Here is a 12,334-nt window from a genome sequence, read left to right as displayed (position 1 = left end):
AGGTCCAGTTTAGGTTCGAGCTGTCTGCGCCTGGGTCAGTCCAGGTTTTGCAGGACGGCTTTGGCTGCTTGGACGGCGCCGTTGATGGCGGTCTTGGCCGCCAGGGGGTCGCCTTTGTCGGAGCCGGAGTAGTGGACGGTCACCAGGACGTTGGCCGCGCGGACGTTGGCGATGGCCTCGCCGGAGCCCTGGGCGCCGTCGACGCTGTAGACGGCGTAGCCCTCGTCGCCGACGTCGTCCAGGCCGCGCTTCTCGGTCAGCTCCTGGCCGGCCAGGAGCGCCTTGCCGGATTCGTCGTCCTTGCGCTCGGAGGCGAAGGCGGCGCCTGCGGCGTCGGTCGCGGTCCGGTCGCCGTTGCCGGGGATGGCGCGCAGTTCCACAGTGAGCTGGCGCTTGCGGTCGCCCGTGTAGGCGCCCCAGACGCACTGGTTCTGGCGGTCGTTGCCCTGGTAGTTGTCGGCCTGGTTGCGCGTGGCGCCGGGCGCGAGGCGGGCGGCGAGGTCGTCGCCCACGGTCGTGCAGGTGTCCGGGACGAGGGAACGTTCCGTTCTGTCCATCGGCGTGCTCTCCGCGGCGCTGGAACCGACGACCTGACCCGACGCGTTCCCGTGCCCGTCGGAACCGCCCAGGATGGCGACGGCGGCGAGCACGCAGGCGACGGCGCCGACCCCGACACCGGCGAGCGTGATCGCCACGCGGCGTCCGGTGTGCGGCTCGCGGACCACGCGGTGGGTGCCGGTCCCCGTGCGGTGGCCGGTAGCGGCCCGGTGGGCGCCGCTGCCCGCCTGGTAGCCGCCCAGCCGGTAGCCGCCGCTGCCCGCCTCGTAGCCGCCGTGGCCCCGATGGTCACGGCCGTGGTAAGGCCCGTATTCGCGGTCGTGTCCACCGCTGCGATGGCTTCCACTCACCGGATCCCCACTCCCGCTTGCGAAACTCTCATTTGTCGCGAAGAAGAGGTTCGTTCGCGCAAAGAGTACGACATGGACCAGCGAAGTAGTTCATGCCAGACTCACAAAAAGCGGGACGATCTTCCAGCGCTCAGGCGGGGTCGAGCTCCAGGTCGGACCAGCGGTCGCCCACGCCCGTGATCCGCACCCGCCGCTCCTCTCCGGGGCCGTCCCCGCGAGAAATGATCATTTCCAGGCGGTCGTCGGCAAGGCCCTCGGCGAGCCCTTCGCCCCATTCCACGATCGTCACCGATTCCTCCACGGAGGCGTCGAGGTCCAGATCGTCCAGTTCCGCGAAACCGCCCAGCCGGTAGGCGTCCACGTGCACCAGCGGCGGCCCGCCAGCGAGCGAGGGGTGCACCCGCGCGATGACGAACGTCGGGGACGTGATCGGCCCCCGCACCTTCAGGCCCTCGCCGATGCCCTGCGTGAGCGTCGTCTTGCCCGCGCCCAGGTCACCCGTCAGGACGAGCAGGTCCCCGGGCCGCAGCAGCCCGGCGAGCCGCAGCCCGAGCTCCCGCATGTCCCCCGCCGTCGGGACGGTGACCGTGATGTTCTTCACGCGCTGCGCTCCTCCTCGTACCCGGGCCGGACCCGCTCGGCGAGCCGCCGGAGCCCGCCGGTCACCACGCCGGGGTACTCCAGCGGCAGGACGTGCCCGGCCTCGTCCACCTCGATCAGCTCCGCGTCCGGCAGCGCCCCGGCGATACGGCGGCCGTGCGAGGCCGGGGTGAGCCGGTCCTGGCCGCCCGCCACCACCAGCACCGGCACCTTGCCCACCACGTCCAGCGAGGCCGCCTCGTCGTGCGCGGCCAGCGCCGGATAGAACTCGGCGATCACGTCGATCGGCGTCGCCCTGATCATCTGCTCCAGGAAGTCGACGACCGTCGGGCTGACGTGCTTGTCGGCGAACGCCATCCTCCGCGTGACGACGAACGCCAGGTCCGCGCCCAGCCCGCGGGCGCGGTCCACCAGGTCGGCGCGCCGGCCGAGGCCCCGCAGCGTCCGCGGCGCCAGCGGGCGGACGAGCTTGGCCAGCACCAGCGGGAGGCCCAGCGTCATCTCCGCGAGGTCGCCGCACGAGGTGTTGATCAGCGCCACCCCGGCCACCTGGTCGCCGAACAGCTCGGGATGCCGTCCGGCCAGCGCCATGATCGACATGCCGCCCATCGAGTGTCCCACGAGGATCACCGGCTCGCCCGGCCGGGCGGTCGCCCGCAAGACCGCGTACAGGTCCTCGCCGGTCTGGCCGATGGTGGCGTGGGTGGGCTTGCCGCGCCCGCTGCGGCCGTGGCTGCGCTGGTCCCAGAACACCGTCCGGAGCCCGCGGAGGTCGCGCCGCTGGTAGTGCCAGGAGTCCTGGTTGAGGGTGTAGCCGTGGCAGAACACGACCGTCAGGGGGGCGTCGTCGGCGCCGTCCACCTCGACGTGCAGCGGGAGGCCGTCGTCGGCCTCGACCGTCAGCTCACGGCCCCGCAGTTCACCGAACGGCTCCCCGGCGTCGGGGTCGGGACGGAGCCGCACCCGCCCGACCGCCAGATGCCGCAGCCCGACCGCCGCGCCCACCCCGGCCGCGCCGACGCCCGCGACGGCGCCGGCGATGCCGATCCTGCGCCTGTTCCTGCTGCCCATGCGCGGCCCCCTACAGCGCCCCGCCCGAGTACACCCTCGGCACCCGGGAACCGATGCGGGTGACGATCTCATACGAGATCGTTCCAAGGGCGTCCGCCCACTCCTGGGCCGTCGGCTCGCCCCGGTCCCCCGGGCCGAAAAGGATGATCTCGTCACCGGCGGACATCTCATCGTCCCCCAGGTCGATAACGAACTGGTCCATGCAAACGCGCCCGGCGATCGTCCTGCGCCGGCCCGCCGCGAAGACCTCCAGCAGATTGGACCCGTGCCGGGGTACGCCGTCGGCGTACCCGGCGGGCACCAGGGCCAGGGTCGTCGCCTGCCCGGTGTGGTAGGTGTGGCCGTACGACACGCCGCTTCCCGCCGGGACGCGCTTGACCAGCGCCGCGTCCGAGACGAGCGTCATCGCGGGACGCAGGCCGAACGTCCCCAGTTGCGGCACCGGCGTCAGGCCGTACGTCGCGATGCCCGGCCGGACGAGATCGAACCGGGCCTCCGGCAGAGTCAGCGCCGCCGCCGAGTTCGACAGGTGCCGGACCTCGAACCGCGCCCCCGACCGCTCCGCGTGCTCCACCATCGCGGTGAACGCGGCGAGCTGCGACGCGATCGACGGATGCCCCGGCTCGTCCGCGCAGGCGAAGTGCGACATGACCCCGGCCACCCGCAGATGCCCGGACGCCTCCGCCTTCAGCGCCGCGTCCACGAGCATCGGCCAGTCCCGGTCCCCCGCGCCGCCCCTGCTCATGCCGGTGTCGGCCTTCAGATGCACCCGTGCCGGGCGCCCGGCGCGCTCGGCGGCCTGGACGACCTCCTCGATCATCCACAGGGCCCCGGCCGTCAGGTCCACGTCCCGCGCGACGGCCTCCTCGTAGGGCTCACCGGGCACCCCGACACCCACCAGCGTCCGCACCGCGACCCCGGCCTCACGCAGCCTCAGCGCCTCGTCCAGCTTCGCCACGCCGAGCCAGGACGCCCCTCCGGCGACCGCGGCGCGCCCGGCCTCCACCAGCCCGTGCCCGTACGCTTCGGCCTTCACCATGGCCATGACCTCGGCGCCGCCCGCGTGCTCGCGCACCCGGCCGACGTTGTAGCCGATCGCGTCCAGATCGACGCGTGCCTCCGCTGGAACCCTCATGGTCACCCAGTGTGCCGTCCCGGAACCCCTGCTCGGGGCACCCTGCCCCAGCTCACGGCCCCCGCACCCCGTCCCTTCTACCCCTTATGACGCCTTTATCCCTGATCTGGTTGGGCCCATTTTCACGGGGACGGCGGACCCGAGCAGGTGGCGAAGGCCGCGGGGAGCGCGTTGATGACGTCTTCGGCGCTGATCGGGGTCTCGGCCCGCCAGGGGGTCTCGGGCGTGCGGGGGGCGTTGGCCGCCAGGCGGGCCGCCAGCCCGTGGAGGTAGGCACCGGCGGCGGCCGCGTCCAGGGCGGGCATACCGCCTGCCAGGAGGGCGCCGATCAGCCCGGAGAGGACGTCGCCGGTGCCGGCGGTGGCCAGGCGCGGAGTGCCGGTGGGGTTCACGCGGACGGGACGGTCCTGCTCGGCGATCAGGGTCGTGGAGCCCTTGAGCAGGACGGTCGCGGACAGTTCGGCGGCGGCCAGCCGGACGTGGTCCAGGCGGGCCGCCTCGATGGCGGCGCGGTCGGCGTCGATCAGCCGGGACAGCTCGCCGGCGTGGGGGGTCAGGACGGTCGGGGCGGCGCGCCGCAGCAGGTCGCGGCGGCGGGCGAGGACGGTGAGGCCGTCGGCGTCCACGAGGACGGGCAGGTCGGTGGCGAGGGCGGCCTCCACGAGCGACTCGGCGGCGGCGCCGGTGCCGAGGCCGGGGCCGACGACCCAGGACTGCACGCGGCCGACGCGCTCGACGACCTTCGCCCCGTGGCGGCCCGGCTCGATCACCGTGGTCACGGCCTCGGGCCAGCGGTGCCGGACGAGCTCGACCGGGTGGGCGACGGAGGCGAAGCGCACCATGCCCGCCCCGCCGCGCACCGCGCCGCCGGTGCTGAGGACGGCCGCGCCGGTGAACTCGTCGCCGCCCGCGAGGATCCCGACGACACCGCGCCGGTACTTGTCGGACTCCGGGCGCGGCTCGGGCGGCTGGACGTCCGCGGGGCGGAGCGCCACCACGTCCGGGTCGGGCAGGTCGGCGCCGAGCCCGATGTCGACCAGCTCGACCACGCCGCAGCGGGACGCGCCCGGGTCGATCAGCAGGCCCGGCTTGTAGGTGCCGAACGTGACGGTCACGTCGGCGTGGACGGCGGCGCCGGCGACCCGCCCGGTGCTCGCGTCGACGCCGCTCGGCACGTCGCAGGCGACCACCGTGCCGGGGGCGGCGGACGCGAGGGCGGCCAGGGTGGCGTGGGGCTCGCGGAGGCCGCCGGACCCGCCGATGCCGGTCAGGCCGTCGATGATCAGGTCGGCGGCCTCGACGGCGGCGGCGCCGTCGTCCTCCAGCAGGCGGCCACCGGCGGCGCGCAGGGCGGCGAGGCCCTCCTGGTGGATCTTGGAGCCCGCCTGGACGGCGGAGACGCGGGCACCGCGCCGGGCCAGGCGTGCACCGGCGTAGAGGGCGTCACCGCCGTTGTCGCCGCCGCCGACGAGGAGCACCACGCGCGCCCCGTACACGGCGGGCAGGAGGCGGGCGCACACCGACGCCAGGCCGGCCGCCGCCCGCTGCATCAGCGCACCGTCCGGCAGGCGCGCCATGAGCGCCTGTTCCGCCGCCCGCACCTTGGCGACCTCGTGCGCGTACCTCACCAGAAGCTCCCCTCCCGCCGATCACATACTCAGGGTGCCACGGCGGTGACGTCCGCACCCCCTGGCGTCGATCAGGAAATTGCTCTGCAAGTTGCGGCGTCATGTGCGCATAAGAATCTTGGGTCGTAGAATCGAGTTCACGGTCCGATGTGTTCGCACTGCCGTGCCCCCGTGCGGCAGAATGCGGCCTGAACAGTCCGTTGAGGACTGGAGAGGCACCGGCAATGAGCACTTCCCGAGGTCCCTCCGTCCGGCAACGTCGGCTGGCCGCCGAACTCCGCAGGCTCCGCGAACGCAGGGGCCTGACGGGGGACGAGGTCGCCGAGCGGCTGACCTGGTCCACAGCCAAGGTCAGCCGGATCGAGAACGCGCGGACCGGCGCCAAGATCAGCGACGTCCATCGCCTGCTCGACCTGTACGACGTCGACGGCGCCCGCCGCGGGGACCTCATCTCCCTGGCGCGCGACGCCGCGGAGCGGGACTGGTGGGAGGACTACCGCGACCTCCCGAGCCCGCTCGCCGACTTCATCGCGCTGGAGTCGGAGGCGTCCGCCGTCCGTGAGTGGGGCAGCACGGTCTTCCCCGGGCTGCTGCAGACCGAGAGCTACGCGCGGCACGTGATCGGCGGCTGGAGCGCCCTCGCGACGCTGCCGCCCCAGGAACTGGAGCGCAGAGTCGAGGTGCGGATGCGCCGGCAGGAACTTCTGCGCCGGGAGAATCCGCTGGAGCTCTCGGTGGTCATGGACGAGGCCGTCCTGCAACGCCGGATCGGCGATCGGAAGGTCATGCGGGAGCAGCTCGAACATCTCTGCGGGATGACGGAGCTTCCCAACGTGACCGTGCAGATACTTCCACTCGACATCGCGCACTCGGTGTTGGCGGAGACATTTATCCTGCTCGAATTCAAGCCGGTGCACGACATCGTTTTTCCTGATATCGTGCACACCGAATCGCTGACAATCAGCCACTTTGCGGATGAGACCGTTACTTATATGTACAGGCTCGCCTATACAAATCTCGCTGGTCAGGCATGGGGCGCCGAGGAATCGCGGCGCCGTCTCGCCGAGGCCAGGGACGCGTGGTGACGGGCCGCCGCACAGTGGCCTTCACCATGTGAAAGGCACCTAGTGTCCCCTTTCGCCACTCCCGCTCCGCATTGGCGTAGAAGCGCCCATTGCGGGGCAAGCAACACGTGCGTCGAAGTTGCCACACTGGCCGATCCGTCCCTTTCCGTCGGGGCACGGGACGCGAAGCACGGTTCTCAGAGCCCGGTCCTGTCGTTCTCCCAGGGAGAGTGGCGGACCTTCGTCGAACGGGCCAAGAAGGGCGAGTTCGACCTGGGCTGACGGCACGCGGCCGGCTCCCGGCGCGCGGGGGCCGGCGGCGAAACAAGCAGTTCCGGGGGGTGTGGGGGGTCGCCCCCCACAAGAGACAGGGCTGTTCCGGGGGGTGTGGGGGGTCGCCCCCCACAAGAGACAGGGCTGTTCCGGGGGGCATAGGGGGTCGTCCCCCCACAGAGAAACCGGGCCGGATTCGGCGGGGCGGGACCCGGCCGGGCCCGGCCCTCCGCCGTCGCGGGGGAAACAGTGGTGCTACCTCGCCCCTTCCGCATCTCCGGCACCATCCGGCCGTCCTCGATCACCCGTTTTCGGCGATCTTGTTACCTTGTGCTTGAGCACCGGCAGCGCGGCCGCGGGCACAGGCAACTTTCGAGGCAGGAGCCGGAATGGGTTTCGATGTGACACCGCCCGCCCGATGGCGGAGGAGTGCCCGATGCGGCGCCAGCAATGGATGCGTCGAGATCGCACGGCCGGGCGCCGGGGTGATCTTCGTACGTGACAGCACTCACATCGGCGAGGACACCCCGATCCGGCTGGTGTTCGATGTGGGAGAATGGCGGCGGTTCGCGGACGACGCCAAGGGCGGTCGATTCGACCGCCCTTGAGAATTACAGAGCCAGTGGGAATCTCAATTTCTGCTGGGAATGGAGATTCCTGATCTCCGTCCGCGCGAATGCGAAAAGCATGACGGTACGGGGTGGGAACGCACGCTCAGGCGACGCGGACGCCCTTGGGCACACGGCGCAGCGGCGTCCGCAGCCGGGCGGCGCTGACCCAGACGGCGCCCGCCCCGAGGGCGAGGTCGAACACCAGCCCGTAAGGCCAGACGGGGGGACGGTCGTCCCGGGTGCGGTACCGGTAGCCGTCCTCCACGCGCAGCCCGCGCACGTCGCGGCTGAGCTCGCCGAGCGGGTCCCCCGGCGGGGAGACCAGGTAGACGTGGTCCCCGGCGACGACCCGCCGCTTGGGCAGGCTCGGCGCGGCGTCGGCCAGCACGACGGCGGGGTTCGGCGCGAGCAGCCACCAGACGCGCTCCTCGTGCTGCTCGGTGTAGCCGCCCACGTGGCGGTCGGCGGTGAACGGGACCGCGATCATGAACAGCAGCGGCGTCCCGACGATCAGCCCGAACACGGTCAGGTACGACATCAGGACGGAGGTGACGCTGCGCGCCAGCAGCGCCGACCAGCCCTGGGAGAGGGCGCAGACCACGCCGATCAGCAGCGCGGTGACGAGCAGCACGACGGCGGCGCGGCCGGGGCCGACCGCGCCCTCGGCGACCGGCCACAGCAGGCAGGGCAGGGTGAGCAGCAGCACGACCAGGCCCGAGCCCCACGCGGCGGCGAGCTTGCCGAGCGCGATGTCGCCGGGGGTGAGCCGGGTGACCTGGAGGGTCGCGAGCGTCCCGCGCTCCCGGTCGCCGTTGATCGACTGCGCGCCGAGCGCCGGGGTGACCAGCAGCGTCAGGACCAGGACGCCGAGCAGCACGCCGCCGAACATGGGGACGCCCGGGTGCCCGTCGCCGGGGTCGTAGTCGGCCTCCAGTGCCAGCCGGAACGCCAGCCCGAGCCCGTTCACGAGGACGAACCAGACTCCCAGCAGCACCCGCCAGCGGCCCGTGCGCAGCCGGGTCCTGATCTCCTGCCGCGCCACGAGGGCGGCACCGCGTGCCGTCATCCCCGCGTCACCTCCGGTTCTCGGTCATCGCCAGGTACGCCGTCTCCAGGGCGCTGCCCGCCGGGGCGAGTCCGGTGACCGGCACGCCCCGGGTGACGAGCGCGGCCAGCAGCCCGGCGGCCTCGGTCTCGGTGAAGGGGCCCGCCTCGGCGCCGCCCGGCAGGTCACGGACGGGGTCGAGGCCGGACCACGCCGACAGCTCCCCCGCCAGCGCCTCGGCCAGCAGGCCGGGGTCGAGGGAGCGGAGCCGCCACCGGACGCGCGCGGCGGACGAGCCGGCGAGGTCGGCCATGGCGTGCTCGCCGACCGTGCGCCCGTGGTCGACCAGGACGACCCGGTCGGCGATCTCCTCCAGCTCGCTGAGGATGTGGCTGGACACCAGCACCGCCACGCCGTCGGCCGCCAGCGAGCGCAGGAGGTCGCGCAGCTCGACGCGGGAGCGCGGGTCGAGGCCGGACGCCGGCTCGTCCAGCAGCAGGACGCGGGGCCGGTGCACCAGCGCGCGGGCCACGCCGAGCCGCTGCTTCTGGCCCCGCGACAGCGCGTGCACGGGGTGGCCGAGCCGGTCCTCCAGGTGGACGAGGGTCAGCAGCGCGCGGATGCGCCGCGGCCGCTCGTCCTTGGGGAGCCCGTAGGCGTCGGCGAAGAACGCCAGGTACTCCTCGACGGTGAGCTGGTCGTACACGCCGAAGGTGTCCGGCATCCAGCCGAGGGCGTCGCGGGCCTCGCCGGGACGCGCGCGGACGTCGTGCCCGGCGATCCGCACCGTCCCCTCGTCCGCGCCGAGCAGCGTCGCGAGGATGAGCAGCAGGGTCGTCTTCCCCGCGCCGTTCGGCCCGACCAGCGCGGTGACCTGGCCGTACGGGACGGTGAGGTCGAGTCCGCGTAGGGCGTGCAGCGTGCCGAAGCGCCGCGTCACGCCGCGCGCCTCGATCCCGAGTCCTTCAGGGGCTCCCACCCGCCACCTCCCGCAACACCGGGGTCCTCCCCCTGCGACGCGTGAGGACGGCGGGCGGTTCCCGCGGGGCGGCTACTCGACGGTGACGGACTTGGCGAGGTTGCGCGGCTGGTCGACGTCATGGCCCTTCGCGGTGGCCAGCTCGCACGCGAACACCTGGAGGGGGACGGTCGTGACCAGCGGCTGGAGCAGCGTCGGGACGGCCGGCACCCCGATCAGCGTGTCCGCGTACGGCTCGACCGACGTGTCGCCCTCCTCGGCGATCACGAGCGTCCGGGCGCCGCGGGCGCGGATCTCCTGGATGTTGGAGACGATCTTGTCGTGCAGCACCGCCCGCGCGCGCGGCGGGACGATCACCACGACCGGCAGCCCGGACTCGATCAGCGCGATCGGGCCGTGCTTCAGCTCGCCCGCCGCGAAGCCCTCGGCGTGCATGTACGCCAGCTCCTTGAGCTTCAGCGCGCCTTCGAGCGCGACGGGGAAGCCCACGTGCCGGCCGAGGAACAGCACGCACCGCTCCCCCGCCAGCGACCGGGCCAGCTCCCGGACGGGCTCCATCGTCTCCAGGACCTTCTCCACCTTCTCCGGCATCCGCTCCAGGAGCTGCACCATGGCGAACACCTCGTCGCCCCACTTGGTGCCCCGCACCTGCGCGATGTACAGCGCGATCAGGTAGACGGCGACGAGCTGGGTGAGGAACGCCTTGGTGGACGCGACGGCGATCTCGGGCCCCGCGTGGGTGTACAGGACGCCGTCGCACTCGCGCGGCAGCGTCGAGCCGTTGACGTTGCAGATGCCGAGCAGCTTGGCCTTCTGCTCGCGGGCGTGCCGGACGGCCATCAGCGCGTCCATCGTCTCGCCGGACTGGGAGATCGCGATGACCAGCGTCGTCGGCGACAGGATCGCGTCCCGGTAGCGGAACTCGCTGGCCAGCTCCACCTCGCAGGGCAGCCCGGCCCAGTGCTCGATCGCGTACTTGGCGATCAGGCCGGCGTGGTAGGACGTCCCGCAGGCCACGATTATGATCTTGTCGACCTCGCGGAGCTCCTGGTCGGAGATCCGCATCTCGTCCAGCGTGAGCCGCCCGTCGGCGCCGATCCGGCCGAGCAGCGTGTCGGCGACGGCGCGCGGCTGCTCGGCGATCTCCTTGAGCATGAAGTAGTCGTAGCCGCCCTTCTCGGCGGCGGACACGTCCCAGTCGACGTGGTACTCCTTCACCTCGGCGGGACGGCCGTCGAAGTCGGTGACCGTCACCCCGGCGGCGCGCAGCTCCACGATCTGGTCCTGGCCGAGCTCGATCGCGTCGCGGGTGTGGGCGATGAACGCGGCGACGTCGCTGGCGAGGAAGTTCTCCCCGTCGCCGACGCCCACGACCAGCGGCGAGTTGCGGCGCGCGCCCACCACCAGGCCCGGATCGCCGGTGTGCACCGCGACCAGCGTGAACGCGCCCTCCAGGCGGCGGCACACGGCGCGCATGGCGGCGGGGAGGTCGCCGCCGGACTTCAGCTCGTCCTCCAGCAGGTGGGCGACGGCCTCGGTGTCGGTGTCGGAGCCGAGCTTGTGCCCGGCCTCCTCCAGCTCGCCGCGCAGCGCGGCGAAGTTCTCGATGATCCCGTTGTGGACCACCGCGACGGTGCCGGTGCAGTCGACGTGCGGGTGGGCGTTGCGGTCGTTCGGCGGGCCGTGCGTCGCCCAGCGGGTGTGCCCCATGCCGAGCGTCCCGGCGGGGGGCGGCTCCTCCTCCAGCGCGCCGCGCAGGTTGACGAGCTTGCCCGCGCGCTTCGCCGTCGCCAGCCGCCCGTCCGCGAGCACGGCCACCCCGGCCGAGTCGTAGCCGCGGTACTCCAGCCGCGCCAGACCCTCGATCACCACGTCGAGCGCCGGCCTGCCGCCGACGTAACCCACGATTCCGCACATGACGGCAAGCCTATTCAATGCATGCCGTAAGACCTACAGGCAGGCGCGTCCGAGAGTGGCGTCACCGTGTACGCAGGGTGAAAACCGGGGAGCCGACTTGAACGGGCGGTTACTGTTCGACCCATGACTAGCGGATGGGACAGCGTGCCGAGCCCCTACGTGGAACTCTCCCGTGAGGACTGGCGGGCCCTGCGGGAGAACACCCCGCTGCCCTTAACGCCCGGTGAGCTCGACGCGCTGCGCGGGCTGCGGGACCCGATCGACATCACCGAGGTCGAGGAGGTCTACCTGCCGCTGTCCCGGCTGCTGAACCTGTTCTTCCTGTCGGACGGGCGGCTGCGCGACACCGTCAGCGGCTTCCTCGGCGGCGAGGTCGAGCCGACGCCGTTCATCATCGGGGTCGCGGGCAGCGTCGCGGTCGGCAAGTCCACCACGTCCCGCCTGCTGCGCACATTGCTGGCCCGCTGGCCCGAGCATCCGAGTGTGGAGCTGGTCACCACCGACAGCTTCCTGCACCCGAACTCCGTGCTGACCGAGCGCGGGATCATGGACCGCAAGGGGTTCCCCGAGTCCTACGACCGGCGCGCCCTGGTCCGCTTCGTCTCCGCGATCAAGGCGGGCGCGGACGAGCACACCATCCCCGTCTACTCCCACCTGGAGTACGACATCGTCCCGGGGGCGGCGCAGACCGTCCGGCGGCCGGACATCCTGATCGTCGAGGGCCTGAACGTGCTCCAGGCCCCGCCCGCCGGCTCCCTCGGCGTGTCCGACTTCTTCGACTTCTCCATCTATGTGGACGCCCGGGTGGAGGACATCAGGCAGTGGTACGTCGACCGGCTGTTCGCGCTGCGCCGGACCGCCTTCACCGATCCCCGCTCCTACTTCCACAAGTACGCCCACGAGCTGGACGAGGACGAGACCGCCGCGTTCGCCCAGCGCGTCTGGCGGGACGTCAACGAGATCAACCTCGTCTCCAACATCCTCCCGACCCGCGCCCGCGCGACGCTCGTCCTGCACAAGAACAGGGAGCACGCCGTTCAGCGCGTACGGCTGCGCCGTATCTGACACGCTTCCGGGGGAACCGTCCCGGCCGTCCGCGGGTC

At 72.4% G+C, this 12,334-nt stretch carries 12 protein-coding genes; 4 read left to right on the top strand and 8 right to left on the bottom strand.

Annotation, left to right across the window (positions count from 1 at the left end):
- Positions 1-35: 35 nt before the first annotated feature.
- From AGRA3207_RS24780 to AGRA3207_RS24760, 5 genes are all read right to left on the bottom strand, one after another.
- On the bottom strand, positions 36-908 hold the full coding sequence (locus AGRA3207_RS24780) for a hypothetical protein (protein WP_231329407.1): 873 nt from the start codon (positions 906-908) through the stop codon (positions 36-38).
- Between the two features lie 130 nt (positions 909-1,038).
- The gene (tsaE, locus tag AGRA3207_RS24775; protein WP_231336377.1) at positions 1,039-1,470 is read right to left on the bottom strand and encodes a tRNA (adenosine(37)-N6)-threonylcarbamoyltransferase complex ATPase subunit type 1 TsaE; all 432 of its coding nucleotides are present in this window, start codon (positions 1,468-1,470) and stop codon (positions 1,039-1,041) included.
- 35 nt (positions 1,471-1,505) lie between these two features.
- On the bottom strand, positions 1,506-2,579 hold the full coding sequence (locus AGRA3207_RS24770) for an alpha/beta fold hydrolase (protein ID WP_231329406.1): 1,074 nt from the start codon (positions 2,577-2,579) through the stop codon (positions 1,506-1,508).
- Between the two features lie 10 nt (positions 2,580-2,589).
- On the bottom strand, positions 2,590-3,714 hold the full coding sequence (gene alr, locus AGRA3207_RS24765; protein WP_231329405.1) for an alanine racemase: 1,125 nt from the start codon (positions 3,712-3,714) through the stop codon (positions 2,590-2,592).
- Between the two features lie 122 nt (positions 3,715-3,836).
- A complete protein-coding gene (locus tag AGRA3207_RS24760) occupies positions 3,837-5,342 on the bottom strand; it encodes an NAD(P)H-hydrate dehydratase (RefSeq protein ID WP_231329404.1) in 1,506 nt (501 codons plus the stop codon).
- Between the two features lie 224 nt (positions 5,343-5,566).
- Between AGRA3207_RS24760 and AGRA3207_RS24755 the strand changes: the two genes are divergently transcribed.
- The 3 genes from AGRA3207_RS24755 (at position 5,567) to AGRA3207_RS40305 (ending at position 7,287) form a co-directional block, all read left to right on the top strand.
- A complete protein-coding gene (locus tag AGRA3207_RS24755) occupies positions 5,567-6,427 on the top strand; it encodes a helix-turn-helix domain-containing protein (protein ID WP_231329403.1) in 861 nt (286 codons plus the stop codon).
- 42 nt (positions 6,428-6,469) lie between these two features.
- On the top strand, positions 6,470-6,688 hold the full coding sequence (locus AGRA3207_RS24750; protein WP_231329402.1) for a DUF397 domain-containing protein: 219 nt from the start codon (positions 6,470-6,472) through the stop codon (positions 6,686-6,688).
- Between the two features lie 380 nt (positions 6,689-7,068).
- Positions 7,069-7,287, top strand: coding sequence for a DUF397 domain-containing protein (locus tag AGRA3207_RS40305; protein WP_420830771.1), 219 nt, complete (start codon positions 7,069-7,071; stop codon positions 7,285-7,287).
- A 106-nt stretch (positions 7,288-7,393) separates the two neighbouring features.
- Here AGRA3207_RS40305 and AGRA3207_RS24745 read toward each other — a convergent pair whose 3' ends face one another.
- The 3 genes from AGRA3207_RS24745 to glmS all read right to left on the bottom strand — a co-directional run bounded on the left by AGRA3207_RS24745 (position 7,394) and on the right by glmS (position 11,231).
- Positions 7,394-8,356 carry an ABC transporter permease gene (locus AGRA3207_RS24745; RefSeq protein ID WP_231329401.1) on the bottom strand — a complete coding sequence of 321 codons (963 nt, stop codon included), beginning with the start codon at positions 8,354-8,356 and terminating at the stop codon, positions 7,394-7,396.
- Between the two features lie 7 nt (positions 8,357-8,363).
- Positions 8,364-9,314: an ABC transporter ATP-binding protein gene (locus AGRA3207_RS24740; RefSeq protein WP_231329400.1), complete on the bottom strand. Its 951-nt coding sequence runs from the start codon at positions 9,312-9,314 to the stop codon at positions 8,364-8,366.
- Positions 9,315-9,386: 72 nt separating this feature from the next.
- A complete protein-coding gene (gene glmS, locus AGRA3207_RS24735; RefSeq protein ID WP_231329399.1) occupies positions 9,387-11,231 on the bottom strand; it encodes a glutamine--fructose-6-phosphate transaminase (isomerizing) in 1,845 nt (614 codons plus the stop codon).
- A gap of 123 nt (positions 11,232-11,354) precedes the next feature.
- Between glmS and coaA the strand changes: the two genes are divergently transcribed.
- Complete coding sequence (gene coaA / locus AGRA3207_RS24730; protein WP_231329398.1) at positions 11,355-12,296, top strand: type I pantothenate kinase; 942 nt, start codon at positions 11,355-11,357, stop codon at positions 12,294-12,296.
- The last annotated feature ends 38 nt before the right edge of the window (positions 12,297-12,334 follow it).

It is taken from the genome of Actinomadura graeca (assembly GCF_019175365.1).
GTDB classification, from domain to species: domain Bacteria; phylum Actinomycetota; class Actinomycetes; order Streptosporangiales; family Streptosporangiaceae; genus Spirillospora; species Spirillospora graeca.
Note: the sequence above shows the minus strand (reverse complement) of the source record. Positions and strands in the feature narration are given on the sequence as shown.